A 16,278-nucleotide genomic window follows, 5' to 3' on the forward strand; every position below is an offset into this window, starting at 1 on the left:
GTGGCTGAAGTCTAGAGCGGCGAGCTTAGGGGCAAACTACGTTTCTTGCGGTCGAATTCATGGTTGATGAGCCCTGTGGACCGGGCGTCTGTGCAATCACGGCGAGAAACGCATCAACCAGCACACTTTTTGTTTCAGTCTGGGTCAGCACCAACAGTTGCGCACAGGCATCCGCTTCCTCCAACGGCCGGTACGTCACGCCTTTATTCATCAGGCTTTGCGTACACGCCGGCACCAGCGCCACGCCTTGCCCGGCGGCCACCAGTGCAATGATCGAGGTGATCTGCCGCCCGGTCGGCCCGGGTCGAAGGGGCTGGCCGTGATGTCGGTAAAGCTGTTCGATGGATTGGTTGAGCCCTGAGCCATAATCGGCTGGAAACAGAATCAACGGGTAGGCACTGAGCTGCGCCAGGTTGACGCTAGGCTGACTGGCCAGCGGGCTGTCGCTGGCCACGGCGGCCACCAAGCGCTCTTCTCCGAGGGACCGCGCGTGCACCTCTTCACCCTGCGGTAACAAGCGACTCAGCCCGATATCCAGCCGCCCGTCCGCGACTTGCGCACCCAGGCTGCCCGAGGCGCACTCCACGAGGGTCAACTGCACATCAGGAAACCGTTGGGCAAACGCCTGGATCGCCTGGCTGAACAAGTCCGACAGAGCGATCGAGCTGACATACCCCAACGCCAGCTGTCCCGCCGTGCCCGCCGCCAGCTTGCCGGCGATGACCTGCGCCAATTCCACCTGATCCAGCACGCCGCGTGCATAAGGCAGGAAGGACCGACCTTGAGCGGTGAGGGTGACCGCGCGGCTGGTGCGATCAAATAGCTTGAAGCCCAGCTCGGTCTCCAGCGCCGAGATCTGTCGCGTCAGTGGCGGCTGCGCCAGGTGCAGGCGAATGGCCGCGCGGCCGAAGTGCAGTTCTTCGGCGACGGTCAGAAAGTAACGCAGCTTGCGTAGGTCGAGCATCCTGGTCCTTGGGTATTGATCGGTCCGAAATCGGTATTGGTTTAAGACCCTGCGGCCATTCTATAAAGACCTCACAAAATAAAACGAGAGGTTTTATGAAACCGCGCCTGCATTGTGCCCGTCTTGCCCTGTTCCTGTGCGGCTGCGCGGCGTTCCTCAACCTGTATGCCACCCAAAGCATTCTCCAGGTCTTTGCCGCGCAGTTTCACATCAGCCCCAAGGCGGCGGGGTGGAGTATCACTGTGACGACGCTGGCCGTGGCGATCACTGCGCCGTTTGTCAGCCGGCTGACCGGACGCTTCGAGCAGCGCACGGTGATCAGCGTGGCAGCCTTGTTGCTGGCGGTGCCGGCGCTGATGACCGCCTATGCCGAGAGCTTTGCCGAAGTGCTGGTGTGGCGGTTCGTTGAAGGAATGGTGATCCCGGTGGTGTTTGCCACCAGCGTGGCGTATATCGGCGACCGCTGGCGCGGCGGCACGGTGACGGAGGTCACCAGCCTGTACGTGGCGGGCACGGTACTGGGTGGGTTTGCCGGGCGCTTTGTCACGGGGGTGATGACCGAATACGTTGGCTGGCGCGAAGCCTTTGAATGGCTGGCGGTGATGAGCCTGATGGTGGCCGGGTTTATCCAGTTCCTGTTGCCTGTCAGTCGCGTGCGTCCGGCGAAGATTCGGTCTTTGTCCCCGGCTGTTTTTCGCAAGCCCTTGCTGGCTGCCTACGCTGTGGGTTTTTGCGTGCTGTTCTCCCAGGTCGCGGCGTTTACCTACGCAGGTTTGTACCTCGGATTACCGCCGTTCAGCCTGGGGCCAGCGGCGTTGGGTACGCTTTATATGGTGTTCCTGTTGGCGCTGATCGTGATTCCCATTGCCGGTCGCCTCAGTAAGTCGCGGCCGCACGCCGAACTGTTGAGCGTTGCTGCGGTGCTGGGTATCAGCGGCTCAGCACTGACGCTGGTGCCCGCGTTGTGGTGCATCGTGGTGGGCCTGGCCCTCAGTTCCACCGGCGTGTTCCTCGCCCAGGCGGCGGCCAACGCCTTCACCACCGCCAGCGCCGGCGATGACAAAGCCGGCGCCGTGGGCGTGTACCTCACCTGTTATTACCTGGGCGGCAGTTGCGGTGCGATTGCCCCGGCGTTGATCTGGGAGCGCTGGGGCTGGGCCGGGTGCGTGGCGCTGATTATCGCCTTCCAGGTACTGACCTTGCTGATCGCGCTGACTGGCTGGAAGCCCCTTAAACCTGAATTGATCCCGACACCATGAACGACACCGTCGCCGTGCCCGCACCCGCATCATCAACCCGCCGCCGTACGCTGATCGCCGGCTGTAGCGCCCATGCCGTGCATGATGGCCTGACCGACGTTATCTACGTGCTGCTGCCGATCTGGCAGACGCAATTCGCCCTGTCCTACGCCCAGGTTGGACTGTTGCGCGGGGCCTATTCGGGGATGATGGCGGTGTTCCAGCTCATGGCCAGTCGCGCCGCAAAACACTGGGGCCGTGTACCGATGCTGGTAGGCGGAACCGCGCTCGCCGGTGCGGCTTATCTTGTGGTGGGCCAAGCCACTGGGCTGGTGATGGTATTGCTGGCGCTGCTGCTGGGTGGGTTGGGCGCCAGTGCCCAACACCCACTGGCGTCCTCGATGATCAGTGATGCCTACGAAGACGGTGGTGGCATCAAGCAGGCCTTGTCCCAGTACAACTTCTCCGGCGACATTGGCAAGACCCTGGTCCCTGGGCTGGTCGGCCTGTTGCTCACGGTCATCAGTTGGCGCGCCAGTGCCACGCTTCTGGGGTTGCTGGGTTTGGCAGCCGCGGGGCTGTTGTGGTGGTTGATTCCCAGCCAGTCGCACGCCGTTGCGATGCCCAAAAAAACCAAGTCGGCTACAGGCACCGGCTCCGTCACCGGCCTTCGTGCACTGATCCTCACCGGCACCCTCGACAGCGCTGTGCGCATGGGGTTTCTGACCTTCCTGCCGTTTCTGCTGCAAGCCAAGGGGGCTGGCACCGCCGGTATTGGCCTGGCCCTGACGCTGCTGTTTATCGGTGGCGCTTTCGGCAAATTAGTGTGCGGCTACCTGGGCGCGCGAATCGGCATGATGAGGACGGTGTGGTTGACGGAAAGCAGCACGGCCTTGCTGATCGTCGCCGCCGTGTATATGCCGCTCACCGCGTTGATGGTGATGCTGCCGTTGCTAGGCCTGGTGCTCAATGGCACGTCTTCGGTGTTGTACGGCGCCGTGCCCGACCTGGCGGGCGCGGGGAAGCGGGAGCAGGCCTTTGCGATGTTCTATACCGGCACGATTGGTGGCGGGGCGCTGGCCCCAATGGTGTTTGGCGGGGTAGGGGATGCGCTGGGCGTGCCGGTGGCGGTGATGGTATTGGCGGGGGTGTTGTTGGTGACGTTGCCGTTGGCGTGGGGGGTGCAGCGGGGGACGCTCAAATGATTGAGTGATGGGCAAAGTGTCCAGCTCGGGCGAATAGATCAATACCCAGGGAGTGGAGTACTTCCAGTACGGTTTCAACGCGAGGTCTTGCCCCGGGAGCAAAGGCCTTCTAGAGGCTCTCACGACCCATGCCCGCATCAACGGTAACCTTTGTCATTCCTCGGGCTTTAGCCACATAGCCAATGGCGCGATGAAACGCTTCATTGTCACCGTCGGACAGCCATATCAACTGTCTCGACGGTGCGGCATTGCCTACACAACCATCAGAGTCGTCTGGGTTGTGCGCCTTGGATTTACCTCTTTAAGGTGCGTTTGCCGGTGGTTGCGCGGAGTGGGGAGGGGATCCGAACAGGCTGAGCCTTAAAATGACGAATCCAGCGTAAACGGAATCCGCATTGCGCCAATGGGGCCTTCCCGGGCTCCGCACATTTCATCGTGCACGCACTGCTGCACAAGCACACACGGAAACGGCGGAACCCGTTGCAACAAGTCGCGTAAGTGCGTGGTGGAGCGGATGCGCAGCGGCTGGTTGTCATCGCCCAGCAACGTCATTTCGACATGATCCAGCCTGACACGCGCGATATAGAATCCACCCTCCAGCGACAGCAGCTGCAGCTCGCGAATTTCTCCTTTTACCGCCAATTCAGTCAGCATGTGCAGATTCATGATTCACCTCCGTTGCAGGTCATTCACTGGCGACGAAAGAACAACGTGACCTGACCCCATTCGACGCCGAACTTGGTCATGCTGGAGCGGTTGATCAAGGTGTCTTCGTCCATCAGGTACATCCAGTCGTCAAAGCTCACTTCGTAGACCGAACCGTCTACCGGCAGGTTGAGTCGGTAGCGCCAACGCAATGCGTTACCCGCCACCTCGCCGATGGCCTCGCCGACCACATCACCCGCCCGACCGCGCCAACGTCCAGGGCCATCGGGTGTCAGCGTCCACACCCGTTGTTGGCGTGTGCCATCGCTGTACAGGAAGCGTTCGTCGAGAATCAACGCATTACCCTCGCGTCGGCTGGCGATGTTCACTTCAAAGCGCTTGGCCACTTCGCCCGAACGCTTCTGGAAAATCCCCCAGGCCTTGACGGGCTTGCTGAAGAATCGCTCCAGGTCCAGTTGTGGTTGCTGGTCAGCGTAGTGCTCGACGCCTACGTTGGCGCAACTGCTCAAGCTCAACATCAGCAACACTGAAACCAGTAGACGTGTCATTGCTCGGCTCCTTGATCGTGCCTCAGCGCGTTGCAATGATAGTTGTACAAAAATATTGATTTGTACAGGTATGTGCGAAAAGAATGGCTGCTACCGCAAATCGCAGCCATAAAAAAACCGGCCTCAAAGGACCGGTCTTTTATGCATCCCTCGTCAAAAACCAACCTGACGCGAAACGTGAATTTGAGTGGAGCGGGTAGAGGGAATCGAACCCTCGTCGGAAGCTTGGGAAGCTACTGTTCTACCATTAAACTATACCCGCTCAGAGCGGCTGACTTTGTACCAGATGTTCGCCGGGATTTGAAGTTTTTCTTCAAAAAAGTGAGTGTGGGAGCGGGCTTGCCTGCGATTTCGACACCTCGGTGTGTCCCTCACATGTCAGTGAGGCTGTCGCAGGCAAGACCGCTCCTACACGAGCGTGCACTTTAGATTGCAAAGGCATGCTGCGTCTGGCCATGGTGATAACGCAATCGGCTGACGTGCCGCTCCGGTTTCAAGAAACCCACCACTGCCTCCCGACTGTCCCGGCATGCTGCCTTGTGCTCCATGTCCAGGAAATGCCCGGTGGCCTGGATCGTGCTGAAGCTGCTGTTGGCCACATGCTGGCCAAACAGCTTGGCATCCTGGGCGCTGGTGTACTCGTCCCATTCGCCGTTCAGGAACAACACCGGAATGTCGATCTGCCTCGCCGCCTTCAGGTAGCACAAGCGATCACTGTTCAGCACATGGCTGATGTGAAAGTGCATCTGCCCATACTCATGCTCGGCCAGGCTGCTCACGTGCTTGTAGTTGAACCGCTTGAACAGCGACGGCAGGTGTTTGCCGAGGGTGCTGTTGACCAGATGGCCGACGCGGTCGCGATCGAGGTTGCCGAGGTAGTCGACGCCGCGTTCCAGGTAGTCGCGCATCGGTGCGTTGATCACCGGGGAGAAGGAGCTGATCACCGCTTTTTCCACACGACGAGGGCGGTGGGCGAGGGCGACCAGAGCCGCGGCGCCGCCCCAGGAAAAGGACAGTACATGTTCGGCGGCGAAGTGGTCGATGAGCTCCAGCAGGAGCTGGCCTTCGACTTCCTTCGTCAGCATCTGCTCATGGCGGTTATGGATTTTGGAACGGCCCGCGTAGGGCTGGTCGTACAAAACCACATTGAACTGCGGGTACAGGCTTTTCACGGTTTGGGCGAAAGACGCCGTGGTGGCCATGGAGCCGTTGACCAGGATGATGGTCTTTGCAGCAGCGTCCGCGCGATAGAACTCCGTGTAAACCCGATATTGACCCTGTATATCCAACACAGCGATTTCTGGCCTCATGTCGTAAGACTCCTGGCAAGCGGGTAGGGCGCGCAGATCACTCTGCACGAGCTTTGTGACAGGTAGGCATACGCCTGGAAATGGAGGCCCATGTCGATCCGATGACGGCTGGCCGACGGGTGTTGTTATGGCGGGCTGTTTGCCGGGGAGGCCCGAGGATCAAGCGCGGGCGGGGCAAGGTGTTTCTTGGAGGTTATAGGCGACTCGCCAGTCATATTTAAACTGGTGATCCTGATTCAAGCAGCAGAGCGGGCACCCCGCAAGGCGATGAAGCGGTTTTTTGCCATCACCGGCCGAACGGTCGTCAGACCTGGCCGATTTCGTCGTCCGTCAATGCCCGATACTGGCCCGGCGCGAGGGCCGCATCCAGCACCAAGGAACCCATGCGTTCGCGGTGCAGGCCAATCACCTTGTTATCAAAGTGCCCGAACATGCGCTTCACCTGGTGATAGCGCCCTTCGATAATGCTCAACCGTGCGGTTCTCGCCCCCAGCAACACCAGCTCGGCGGGTTGGGTGGTGAGGTCTTCGAAGGCGAAATACAGGCCCTGCGCGAACGTCGCGGCGTAATCCGCGCCGATGTCCTGTTCGGTCTCCACGCGGTAGACCTTGGGCAATTTGGTCTGCGGCTGCGTCAGGCGCCGCGACCATTGGCCGTCGTTGGTGATCAGTATCAGGCCGGTGGTGTTGAAGTCCAGGCGACCGGCAATGTGCAATTCATCTTTGTCCGGCTCATCGAGAAAATCCAGCACGGTCGGGTGCTGTGGGTCCGCTGTGGCGCTCACACAACCCTTGGGCTTGTGCAGCATGAAGTAGCGCGCCGGTTTGCCCGCCTGCAGCACCTCATCGTCAACGCACACGCGGCTGAAAGCCCGCACCTCGTGATGGGGATCGCTGACCGCCACGCCATCGACCGACACACGCCGCTCAACCAGCAACAGGCGCACTTGCTTGCGATTAAAACGCGGCAGGTTGCTGAGGAAACGATCAACCCGCATTACGTCGGCTCAACCCCGCGCAACTGTGCATCGACGTGGGCACAACGGGGGCACAGGCAGGCCTTGTTACGCAACGCGTCGGGCAGGGCCTGCAGCACTGCCGGGTCGAGGGTGACGCTGTAACACCAGCAGGCCTGGTCGGCCGTACGTGGGTCAGCCAGGGCGCAGTCGTTGCGGGCCCCGCAGGCGGGGCAGAGTGTTGGCGTGGTCATGGGCAGGTTCGGGCTGGATCGGACAAGTTCCCGGAGAGTCCCGGTGTGCCGTGTACGATACAGGGCCGACCCTGCCCAGGCTACTTAGAGCTGGAACTTGCTGACCAGTACGTTAAATGACGTGGCCAGGCGCGACAGGTCCTGACTGGACGCGTTGGTCTGATGGGCGCCGGCGGCCGTTTGAGTGGACAGGTCCTGGATGTTCAACAGATTGCGGTCGACTTCGCGGGCCACCTGGGCCTGTTCTTCCGAGGCGGAGGCGATCACCAGGTTGCGTTCATTGATCTTCGCCACGCTGGCGGTGATCCGTTGCAACGCCTCGCCGGCATTCTGTGCCAGCGCCTGGGTATTGTTGGCCCAGCTCAGGCTCTTGTTCATGGCTGCGACCGCATCGTCGGCGCCGGTCTGCACCTCACCGATCATCTTCTCGATATCCACCGTGGATATCTGCGTACGGTGGGCCAGCGCCCGCACTTCATCGGCGACCACCGCAAAACCACGCCCTTGCTCGCCCGCACGGGCGGCTTCAATGGCCGCGTTGAGGGCCAGCAGGTTGGTCTGGTCGGCGATGCCACGGATCACATCGATAACCTTGCCGATCTCGCGCACTTGGCCGGCGAGGTCTGCAACCGATTGTGTGGAGTCGTTGATCTCGACCACCATCGAACTCATGCCGGACACGGCCTGTTCCACCTGTTGGCGGCCATCTTCGGCCTCAGTGGTGGCCTGGCGCGAGGCTTCAGAGGTCGAGACCGCGTTGCTGGCCACCTCGTCCACGGCGGCGGTCATCTGGTTGACGGCGGTGGCCGCTTGTTGGATCTCATCATTCTGGCGCGTCAGGCCACGGCTGCTTTCATCGGTGACCGCGCTCAGTTCTTCGGCCGCCGACGCGAGTTGGTCGGAGGCGTTGGCGATTTCCAGCAGGGTGCTTTTCAGGCCGCCCTGCATATCCGACAGCGCCATCAGCAATTGCCCGGCTTCGTCGGTGCGTTCGGTGATGATGGCCTGGGTCAGGTCACCCTTGGCAATGCGCTGTGCGCTTTCGACTGCCTGAGCAATGGGGCGGGTGATCAAGCGGGTGATCAACACGCCAATGATGATCGCAATGAGGAAGGCCAGCACAATGCCGCTGATCATCCACGTCAAGGCGCTGTTACGCAGCTCCTCGGCGGCGATCGTGCCTTCCTTGATCTGGCGGTTATTGGACTCGATCATCACGCGGATCAGCTCGCGCGCCTGGCGGAAGAGTTCATTGTTGGTGGTGTTGAGCAGGGTGCGGGCCTGATCGCCCTGGCCACTGTCGAGCAGCGCCATGATGCGTTCGGAACTGCTGATATAGGTGGGCCAGATCTGGTCGAGTTTGTCGCCCGCCGCCCGTTCGTCATCTTCCAGTGGGGTTGCGCGATAGGTCGCGTAGGACGCCTGGCTGCGCTTGAGTTCCTGGGTGATGTCCTGGCGCACGCGGTCGCGATCCTGAGGGGAGACGTCGCCCTTGCTGGCATCCATCAAGCGGTACAGGCCGCGGTTATGGGCCACCAGGCCGTTGAGGGTGGCGGCCGTATTGCTGACGGACACCAAGTTGTTGGAGAACGTTAGTTCCAGCGCCGTAGAGAGGCGAACCACCCCTTTGATCCCCAGCAGGCCGACCCCGAGGGTGACCAGCGCACACAACAGAAACGAGAGCAGCAGTTTGGTTGAAATTTTCATCAGTCAAGTCCGGGCAGGGTAGCGAAGAGTGCACGCTAGGGCCTCCCTGGCACTATGCGATGCCATAGTGACATCATCGTAATCGACAAAGTTGCGAGCCTGGTGAATTTACTGAATCGATAAAGCTGGCGCAGATGTATCAAGCTGTTGCGAAAATGCACCAGATTCCGTTTTTGATGTCAGATGTCTCGTCATTCAGTGAAAGCTGAATGCCGCCCTCCCGCGTCGCTGGAGGCGCTCTTCCGCGGTCCAGGAGGCCGCCATGTATCGACGACTGCTGCTCAGCGCTTTACTCGGTCTGACCCTTTCCGCGTGTGTGCCTTACTACGATGGAGGCCAGAGCTACTATCGGTCCGAGGTCTACACCTCACCGGCGCCGGTGTATTACTACGGCGGTGGCACGGCGTATCAGTACCGCCGTGACTACTACCCTGCACCGCGCTATTACGCACCACAACCGCGTTACTACTCGGCACCGCGTTACTATCAGCCGGCGCCGCGTTACTACGGTCCGCGCGCGGGTTACCGGCCTTACCCTAACCAGGGTTGGGGGGGCGGCAACCGTTGGGGCAATGGTGGTCACGGTCGCGGTGCCGACCATGGAGGTGGCCGCGGCGGTCATCGCTGACAGGCCTGCAGGCAAGCGGCGCATGAAGCGCCGCTTTTTTATGGGCAACCTTCAGTAATCGGACAGGTCGGCCAGGGGATGGCGACCCTCCCACGCTTTATTGAAATGCGCCTGCACCACCGCATCCGGAATCGAATTGATATCCGGCCAATGCCAATGCGGCGTCTGGTCCTTGTCGATCAACCGCGCGCGCACGCCTTCGCTGAATTCCGGATGACGGCAGCAATTGAGGCTCATGGTGTATTCCATCTGGAACACCTGGGCCAGGGACAGATGGCGGCTACGCTGGAGCTGTTCCCACACCAGGTGCGCGGTCAACGGGCAGCCTTCGCTGAGTGTCTTGCCGGCCCGGCTGAACAGCGGGTCGGCGTGCTCACGCAATTGGCTCAACGCGCGCCAGGCACAGCGCACATCGCCCACGTCCAGCCATTCGTCGATCTGTGCCCGGCGTGGCAGCCATTGTGCCGCCGGTTGCTGGTCGACGGCTTCCTGGGCCAGCGCCTTGAGCAGGCTATTGAGTTGCATCGAGGTCTGTTCCTGCCAGTTCAGCTGCAGCAGGCCATCGAGCAGTGCGTCCTGCTGATCGTCGCGCAGGAAGCGGTCTGCAAGGCCCAGGTCCAGGGCGTCACGGCCGTTGATATGGGCACCGGTCAGGCCCAGGAACAACCCGAGCTTGCCGGGTAGACGCGACAGGAACCCGCTGGCGCCGACGTCCGGATACAGGCCGATGCTGATCTCGGGCATGGCCAACCGGCTGCTGGGTGTGACGATGCGTACCGCGGCACTTTGCAGCAAACCCATGCCACCCCCCAGCACGTAGCCGTGGCCCCAGCAAATCAGCGGTTTTGGGTAGGTGTGCAGGCGATAATCAAGGCGGTATTCCGCCGCAAAGAACTGCGCAGCCAAGGGCGGTGCCACGCCGGGGGTTTCCCGGCACGCTTGCGCCAGGCTGCGCACTTCGCCCCCGGCGCAAAAGGCCTTGGCGCCGTTGCCGCGCAGCAGCACACAGACGATGTTCGGATCCTTGGCCCAGGTGTCCAGGCGTTCGCCCAGGGCGAGGATCATCGGCAAGGAGAGGGCATTGAGGGATTTTTCGGCGTCGAGGCTGGCGATGCCGATGCGGGCACCGTCGCTGCCGGTCAACTCTTCGAAGTGCAAGTTCATCGTGACCCCAATCGAGAAGGTGAAGGATGAGTATGATCGCTTCACAGGAAAGCGGCGGTGGTGTGTCAGATCAATTGACAAGCGGGGTCGGCTTTCCTAGGGTTCGCCTCACTCTTTTTGACAAGACAATTGAACCATGACCGAAGACGACCGTATCAAACTCGAACCCAGCTGGAAACACGCACTGCGGGATCAGTTCGAGCTGCCGTACATGGCGCAGTTGCGTGAGTTCCTGCGCCAGGAACATGCCGCCGGCAAAGAGATCTACCCGCCCGGCCCACTGATTTTCAACGCGCTCAATTCCACGCCGCTGGACAAGGTCAAAGTGGTGATCCTCGGCCAGGACCCTTACCACGGCCCCGGCCAGGCTCACGGCCTGTGCTTCTCGGTGCAACCCGGCGTGCCGGCGCCTCCGTCGCTGGTCAATATCTACAAAGAGCTCAAGCGCGACCTGAACATCGACATCCCCAACCACGGCTACCTGCAAAGCTGGGCCGATCAGGGCGTGCTGATGCTCAACACCACCATGACCGTCGAGCGTGCCAACGCCAACGCCCATGCGGGCAAGGGCTGGCAGTTCTTTACCGACCGGATTATCGAGGTGGTCAGCGAGCATCAGCCGCACCTGGTGTTTTTGCTGTGGGGCGCGCATGCCCAAGGCAAGCAGAAATTGATCGATGCGACCAAGCATTTGGTGCTGACGTCGGTGCACCCGTCGCCGCTGTCGGCGTATCGCGGGTTCCTGGGCTGCGGGCACTTCAGCCGCACCAACAAGTTTCTCGAGCAGAATGGCGAAACGCCGATCGAGTGGCGGTTGCCGCCCGTCTAATCAGCGGGATACCTGTTATATCCGACAGTATCCAGAGGGTCTACTTGCGCATTAAATGATTCACCTGGCCTTGTCGGTTGGGTGCACTCCCATCGGTGGTCAATGGCCGGTCATTGATCGATTGCCCAAGGAGAGTGGACATGCCCAAATACAAACCCTCGACCCCTATTCCTCGCATGCTGGACCAGCCATGGGTCCCAGTGGCGCTGCCATTGCTGGCCGATGAAGTGGCCTACAAGATACACCGGTTGGACCAACTCGCCCCGTTGGCCGTGCAAGTCCCTACGCTGTGGTCAGGTGGGGAACTGCTCGATCCCGGTGAGGTGACACGTGTGACCTGGCTGTGGGATGGCGAGCAGGTCGATGACGTGAAGGAGTTGGTTGCCCCCTATGGAGAAAGCGATCTATCGGATGTGGCAGGCGTCATACCGGACATCCTTCTGGCGGTGCCCGGCCTGCACTCTTTGCAATACATCGTTGAGCTGGTGGAGGGTAACCCTACGGAGCCGTCCTTTCCGATCCAGATCGACGTGGACAAGGTTGCGCCCAATCAAGGGCAGCAAACCAACAAGTTGATATTTGACGCTTATATTGAAAGTAACGGCGTGACGGATGATTACTTGGCCGACCCCGCCAACAATGACCAAGTCGTGGCAATTGTGCCGCCATGGCCGGATATGCGCCTGGAGGATCGCGTTGACGGTAAGTTGACGCTGTTGCCGGCGCTCCGACGCCCACACTTGCGCAGCGACGATATCGTGGCATCGGTGCAAATCACCCAGGCTCACAAAGACGGTGATCCCATCGAACTGGTATTTGAAGGCGAAACGTTTCGCTCTCTGCTCAGCAATCGAGAGTATTCCGCCCAGTACTTCTTGACTGATCGCGCCGGTTGGCAGGGGCCAGCGTCGCGTACGTTCGTAATACTGAATGCCCTCACACCCTCGCCGATTGAGTTTCGTGCGCCTGAGGTGCCACAAGCGTTCGGTGTGGGCGCGAACGGGCGGATTGACCTGGAGGATGCCCGCGAAATCGGCGGCGTCTACATGAATATCCTCGAAATCACTGGCGCACTGGAGGGTGACGTGGTGACGCCTTCGTGGGACTTGATTGTCCTTCCACGGATCATCGTGGGGCCCATTCAGGCCTGGCCAGTTCGTGTCGAGATCCCTTGGCCGGTCCTGGCCCGAGGCGGTTTCGAGCTGGTGGACGGGAGCATCCGGGCCAGCTACACCTGGCAACGAGAAACCGGTATTGCGCGGTCATCCGTTGACAGGTTCGTCCCCGTGGACCTCACCGCGGCAGGCGAACTCAACCCGGATAACCCCAATTACATCAACCCCCGACTTCTGCTTCCAACCGTCAAGGGTGTGACGGGCGATGATGTGCTGACCCTTCTCGACCGAGATCAGCCCGCGAATGTGGTGTTGGCGTTGGGCATTGACTTCACTGTGGGGGATTTGCTGGAGCTGATCTGGAATGACAACCCCACGCCGGTGGGTACCCACGCTGTCGCTATCGGTGAGAATCCGGGGGATTTGATCCGGTTCCAGATTCCCTGGGCGCTCATCGAGCCGATTGGCAATGGGCCGGTCAACCTCTTCTACCGCACGTTCAATGGCGTGAACCGCCAGCGTTCAAACAACAAAGTGGTGACCGTAGCGGTTTCGCCGATTGTGGGGCTGAAGGCCAGCCGATACCCGGACGTTAACTATGCCCCAGGGCCCGACTCCGGGTTTATCGGTTGCAGGCTCGATCCTCATCCTTCCTTCGGTGTTCAGGTATTAGTCCCGGGGGACGATACGCGCCTGCAAGTCGGCGATGTGTTGCGATTGACCTGGGTGGGCTATGCCAGCCCCAATGGCAACCTCAGTCATGTAATCAGCGAGTCTGAAGGCGTGTGGGTGTCACCGTCCTTGACCCTGGACTGGGTGCAAAACGGTTACCCGTTCACCGTGCCATTCGAGCCCTATGTGCTGTTGCCTGGGTTGGTCAAACCAGACGACTACGCCCATAAGCCTTCCCACGGCTCGGCCACTACGCGTTACGAGGTGATTCGAAGTGGGGTGCCCGTCGGCGAGTCGAATCGGAGCCTGGTGTTGGTCACGTTGATTCGCCCCAATGGTGCACCGCCCTGCACCGAACCTTCCTGAGTCAACGTTCAAAGCGGAAGGGCGCAACGCCCTTCCCCCTTGTTGGCACGCACTTTCCAATAGAACCATTCGCGCTTTCAACGCCTGGTAAATGCGCGCGGGCAGTGAAAAAGGGCGATTCACCGGTCTTTAGCCATAGAGTGCCGAAAGGCATACTTTTCGGCCTTTGACAAGTTGTGAGTATTGACAGTTACGCCGTGAATGAGGCCGCGGTTTAATGAGCTGACCGTTGTCACGTGGCAGTGATACCCGGGATGAAAAACGCTATCTCCATTAACAGGGTCGCAGGTCTGTGGGTGAAATGCCGTTGTCCGGTCCTGATCCGTCCATCGATGCAAGGAGCTTAGGATCATGTCAAGCAAACAGCCTTCAAAGAGTGCCAAATCGCTAGCCAACCAGGTTCGGCGTCTGCATTCCCGTAGAGTCACCGACGACCCGTTGGCTCCCGCGCCGGTGATGATGAATGCTCTCCCTGATGTCGAAGGAGACGATCAACGCAATGTGATTTCCAGAGCCGTTCAGCTATCGGGGTTGCAGTTATCGATAGCGCGGTGGTTTCCTCTCGCGGATGAGGGTGAGGAGGATACCGTTTTCATTTACGCCGGTGCCACGTTGATCGGCTTCTACGTCTATAACGGGGATGATCCTGAGCCTCCTGATCCGGTCGAGATCTCGCTTACGTCCGTGGCGCCGTTACAATCTCACGGGAGCAAGGAGATCACGTACAGGATTGAGCATCCCAGCGGCAACACCTCGCTCTCAGAAATCACGACGGTGTTTGTCGACGCTACCGATCCCAACTACAACAACCAGCCACCTGCGATTACCCTGCCTGCCGATTTGACGGGGGACATTACGCCAGCGTATCTGGCAGATAAGCTCGGGCTGGAGTGCTCCATTCCACGGATGGACGACTCTAGGCCGGGAGACACTTGGCAGGCTTTTTTCGGCGATGCAGATGAAACGGGCGTCAGCGGTGAATTTCCGGACACTGGTATTGCCAGCGTCACGTTCACCACCGCGGCGATCATGGCCGCCGGGCCTGGCGATTACGCTATCAGGTACATCGCGACTGACCGTGCGGGTAATTCTTCGAAGTTCTCCTTTCCCCGGACGGTTACCGTCCGCGTCAGCGAGCCGCCGATACTCGGTACGCTGTCCGTCTTGGAAGCGCCCACGGTGGATAAGGAAGAAGCGCGTAATGGCGTGACGGTTAGCCTTTTGACGATTACAGATTACCTGCCGGAGGATGTTGTTCGGTTGTTTTGGAACGGCTCGCAGGTCGCTGAACGGTCGGTTGGAGTCATGCCGATTTTTCCTTTCGATTTCCCTGTTTTCTACGATCAGATTGCTTTGCCCGGTGAGCTGTATACAGCCAATATTGAGTGTACGGTAAGCCGTGCATTGGCTCCCGCCACCACGACCGTGGACGTGGACCTGACCGAGCCCGGCATTGGCAACCCGGGCCCGGGTCCGGTGGATGAGCGTCTTGACAGACCGGTTGTGCGTGGTGGCGTTGAAATGCTCGAAAACCAGGTGGTAGAAGAGGATCGGAACGAGAATGCCATCGCTAGTTTCACGATTCCGGAAAGCCTGGTGTCGGGCGATTTCATAGACATTTTCTACGGCTTCATGGGAGGGACGCAGGGTGCCACTTATATGGTAACGGGCACTGAAGCTGCGGATTTCCTGGTTGAACTGGAGATCGCTTGGTCGATTATCGAGTTCTACGGCAATGGAGATATCCCCTGCTATTACCGGATCCGCAATGCGACCAATTACAAGCATTCACCGAGTCAAAACGTGGCAGTCAGCACCTACAGCCTGGATGGCCTGGCGGATGCGCAGTTCACAGTCACAAGCTCACGCGGGACGCTCAATTGTGAAGCGGGGCTGAGCCCGAGACCCTGGGAGGGGGTCCCTGTCTTTATCAAAGATACCGCCACACTGGAAACGGGGGACATGGTCACTGTCCATGCCGCCCGCTATGCCTTTACCGATCCAGACGCACCGATAGGCGATCCCATCGAGTCGTCGGCGCGAGAGGTCATGTTCAACGATGTCCAGAATGGCTTCACCGTAACGCTCGACCTTGGTGAGTGGTTCCGGGCTCACTCTGCCAGTGGGGGGCGCGGGTGGGTCGGTGTCACTTGGAGCATTTACCGGCCAAGCACCGGAGACCGAGGCACCTCGGACGAAGTGCAAATCCAGTGGGATTTCCGTATCTCGGCGCCACCTGAGAACTCCTGTGTACCCGGTGCGTCGCGAGCCGGCACGCTTTGATCGACCCATTGACCCTGTGGTCTGCCTCGGCAGCCACAGGGTTTTTTATTGAGTGCCGGCAACCGGTATCAGTGCCATCCAGATTGACAGGGATGAGTTAAGGAAAGTCCTACATAAAGCGGTAACTCCAGTCTTTAGTCTTCGCGCCGTGGAAAACGGAAGCCTTGTCGGTATGGCCTCCGGTTTCGAACTGGTACCTATTCTGAGGTTGACTGGAAATGCATACGACTGACTCTTCTCGTTTTAAATATTCTCGTTTATCGACAGCCATAAAGCTGATCGCCGTTGCCCCCCTCTATTTCATGAGCGCCCAAGCCATGGCGCTGGAGGAAATTGATGGTCGGACCAAAGACGTCTACGCCGGCGATTTTTTC

The 16,278-nt window shown here is 59.9% G+C and carries 14 protein-coding genes, 1 tRNA gene and 1 pseudogene; 6 read left to right on the forward strand and 10 right to left on the reverse strand.

The genetic code is table 11. The features are described 5' to 3' along the window. Nucleotides 1-25 precede the first annotated feature (25 nt). The gene (locus CQ002_RS24620) at nucleotides 26-964 is read right to left on the reverse strand and encodes a LysR family transcriptional regulator (RefSeq protein WP_052211084.1); all 939 of its coding nucleotides are present in this window, start codon (nucleotides 962-964) and stop codon (nucleotides 26-28) included. 95 nt (nucleotides 965-1,059) lie between these two features. Here CQ002_RS24620 and CQ002_RS24625 point away from each other — a divergent pair, with 95 nt between their 5' ends. After that, nucleotides 1,060-2,223 carry an MFS transporter gene (locus CQ002_RS24625; RefSeq protein WP_105161787.1) on the forward strand — a complete coding sequence of 388 codons (1,164 nt, stop codon included), beginning with the start codon at nucleotides 1,060-1,062 and terminating at the stop codon, nucleotides 2,221-2,223. Continuing rightward, nucleotides 2,220-3,407 (forward strand): MFS transporter, encoded by a 1,188-nt coding sequence (locus CQ002_RS24630; protein WP_034104076.1) that lies wholly within the window; start codon nucleotides 2,220-2,222, stop codon nucleotides 3,405-3,407. Before CQ002_RS24625 ends, CQ002_RS24630 begins: the two co-directional genes overlap by 4 nt. On the opposite strand, the pseudogene CQ002_RS28670 reads toward CQ002_RS24630, so the two are convergent. The 8 genes and pseudogenes from CQ002_RS28670 to CQ002_RS24670 form a co-directional block, all read right to left on the reverse strand. Continuing rightward, nucleotides 3,400-3,627 (reverse strand): annotated as a pseudogene (locus CQ002_RS28670) (addiction module antidote protein); the annotation flags it as partial. The gene CQ002_RS24630 and the pseudogene CQ002_RS28670 sit on opposite strands and share 8 nt — an antisense overlap. Nucleotides 3,628-3,767: 140 nt before the next feature. Further along, nucleotides 3,768-4,073, reverse strand: coding sequence for a DUF6482 family protein (locus CQ002_RS24640; RefSeq protein WP_034104078.1), 306 nt, complete (start codon nucleotides 4,071-4,073; stop codon nucleotides 3,768-3,770). A gap of 23 nt (nucleotides 4,074-4,096) precedes the next feature. Next, nucleotides 4,097-4,621, reverse strand: coding sequence for a DUF3833 domain-containing protein (locus CQ002_RS24645; protein ID WP_034104080.1), 525 nt, complete (start codon nucleotides 4,619-4,621; stop codon nucleotides 4,097-4,099). A 188-nt stretch (nucleotides 4,622-4,809) separates the two neighbouring features. Next, a tRNA-Gly gene (locus CQ002_RS24650) sits at nucleotides 4,810-4,883 on the reverse strand. Between the two features lie 163 nt (nucleotides 4,884-5,046). Further along, the gene (locus tag CQ002_RS24655) at nucleotides 5,047-5,931 is read right to left on the reverse strand and encodes an alpha/beta fold hydrolase (protein WP_034104082.1); all 885 of its coding nucleotides are present in this window, start codon (nucleotides 5,929-5,931) and stop codon (nucleotides 5,047-5,049) included. A gap of 304 nt (nucleotides 5,932-6,235) precedes the next feature. Next, nucleotides 6,236-6,928 (reverse strand): pseudouridine synthase, encoded by a 693-nt coding sequence (locus tag CQ002_RS24660; protein WP_105161788.1) that lies wholly within the window; start codon nucleotides 6,926-6,928, stop codon nucleotides 6,236-6,238. After that, nucleotides 6,928-7,140 (reverse strand): cysteine-rich CWC family protein, encoded by a 213-nt coding sequence (locus CQ002_RS24665; RefSeq protein ID WP_034104086.1) that lies wholly within the window; start codon nucleotides 7,138-7,140, stop codon nucleotides 6,928-6,930. Before CQ002_RS24665 ends, CQ002_RS24660 begins: the two co-directional genes overlap by 1 nt. 84 nt (nucleotides 7,141-7,224) lie before the next feature. Beyond that, nucleotides 7,225-8,847 carry a methyl-accepting chemotaxis protein gene (locus CQ002_RS24670; RefSeq protein WP_034104089.1) on the reverse strand — a complete coding sequence of 541 codons (1,623 nt, stop codon included), beginning with the start codon at nucleotides 8,845-8,847 and terminating at the stop codon, nucleotides 7,225-7,227. Nucleotides 8,848-9,109: 262 nt separating this feature from the next. Here CQ002_RS24670 and CQ002_RS24675 point away from each other — a divergent pair, with 262 nt between their 5' ends. Next, entirely contained in the window at nucleotides 9,110-9,475 is a 366-nt protein-coding gene (locus CQ002_RS24675; protein ID WP_034104091.1) for a hypothetical protein, read from the forward strand. A 51-nt stretch (nucleotides 9,476-9,526) separates the two neighbouring features. Here the strand turns inward: CQ002_RS24675 and CQ002_RS24680 are convergent, their stop codons facing one another. Further along, nucleotides 9,527-10,639 (reverse strand): enoyl-CoA hydratase/isomerase family protein, encoded by a 1,113-nt coding sequence (locus tag CQ002_RS24680; RefSeq protein WP_105161789.1) that lies wholly within the window; start codon nucleotides 10,637-10,639, stop codon nucleotides 9,527-9,529. A gap of 136 nt (nucleotides 10,640-10,775) precedes the next feature. On the opposite strand from CQ002_RS24680, the gene ung reads away from it, so the two are divergent. The 3 genes from ung to CQ002_RS24695 all read left to right on the forward strand — a co-directional run bounded on the left by ung (nucleotide 10,776) and on the right by CQ002_RS24695 (nucleotide 15,904). Continuing rightward, the gene (gene ung, locus CQ002_RS24685) at nucleotides 10,776-11,468 is read left to right on the forward strand and encodes a uracil-DNA glycosylase (protein ID WP_034104096.1); all 693 of its coding nucleotides are present in this window, start codon (nucleotides 10,776-10,778) and stop codon (nucleotides 11,466-11,468) included. A gap of 140 nt (nucleotides 11,469-11,608) precedes the next feature. Beyond that, nucleotides 11,609-13,621, forward strand: a complete 2,013-nt coding sequence (locus CQ002_RS24690; protein ID WP_105161790.1) for a hypothetical protein — start codon at nucleotides 11,609-11,611, stop codon at nucleotides 13,619-13,621. Nucleotides 13,622-13,972: 351 nt separating this feature from the next. Continuing rightward, a complete protein-coding gene (locus tag CQ002_RS24695) occupies nucleotides 13,973-15,904 on the forward strand; it encodes a hypothetical protein (protein WP_052211085.1) in 1,932 nt (643 codons plus the stop codon). The last annotated feature ends 374 nt before the right edge of the window (nucleotides 15,905-16,278 follow it).

This window comes from Pseudomonas sp. MYb13 (genome assembly GCF_002980075.1).
GTDB classification, from domain to species: domain Bacteria; phylum Pseudomonadota; class Gammaproteobacteria; order Pseudomonadales; family Pseudomonadaceae; genus Aquipseudomonas; species Aquipseudomonas lurida.

Bases quoted from the DNA above. Each gene is read 5' to 3' on its own strand.
- CQ002_RS24640 (WP_034104078.1), bottom strand. From the start codon at position 4,073: ATGAATCTGCACATGCTGACTGAATTGGCGGTAAAAGGAGAAATTCGC.
- CQ002_RS24675 (WP_034104091.1), top strand. From the start codon at position 9,110: ATGTATCGACGACTGCTGCTCAGCGCTTTACTCGGTCTGACCCTTTCC.
- CQ002_RS24645 (WP_034104080.1), bottom strand. From the start codon at position 4,621: ATGACACGTCTACTGGTTTCAGTGTTGCTGATGTTGAGCTTGAGCAGT.
- CQ002_RS24690 (WP_105161790.1), top strand. From the start codon at position 11,609: ATGCCCAAATACAAACCCTCGACCCCTATTCCTCGCATGCTGGACCAG.
- CQ002_RS24655 (WP_034104082.1), bottom strand. From the start codon at position 5,931: ATGAGGCCAGAAATCGCTGTGTTGGATATACAGGGTCAATATCGGGTT.
- CQ002_RS24695 (WP_052211085.1), top strand. From the start codon at position 13,973: ATGTCAAGCAAACAGCCTTCAAAGAGTGCCAAATCGCTAGCCAACCAG.
- CQ002_RS24630 (WP_034104076.1), top strand. From the start codon at position 2,220: ATGAACGACACCGTCGCCGTGCCCGCACCCGCATCATCAACCCGCCGC.
- CQ002_RS24620 (WP_052211084.1), bottom strand. From the start codon at position 964: ATGCTCGACCTACGCAAGCTGCGTTACTTTCTGACCGTCGCCGAAGAA.
- CQ002_RS24665 (WP_034104086.1), bottom strand. From the start codon at position 7,140: ATGACCACGCCAACACTCTGCCCCGCCTGCGGGGCCCGCAACGACTGC.
- CQ002_RS24625 (WP_105161787.1), top strand. From the start codon at position 1,060: ATGAAACCGCGCCTGCATTGTGCCCGTCTTGCCCTGTTCCTGTGCGGC.
- CQ002_RS24660 (WP_105161788.1), bottom strand. From the start codon at position 6,928: ATGCGGGTTGATCGTTTCCTCAGCAACCTGCCGCGTTTTAATCGCAAG.
- CQ002_RS24680 (WP_105161789.1), bottom strand. From the start codon at position 10,639: ATGAACTTGCACTTCGAAGAGTTGACCGGCAGCGACGGTGCCCGCATC.
- ung (WP_034104096.1), top strand. From the start codon at position 10,776: ATGACCGAAGACGACCGTATCAAACTCGAACCCAGCTGGAAACACGCA.
- CQ002_RS24670 (WP_034104089.1), bottom strand. From the start codon at position 8,847: ATGAAAATTTCAACCAAACTGCTGCTCTCGTTTCTGTTGTGTGCGCTG.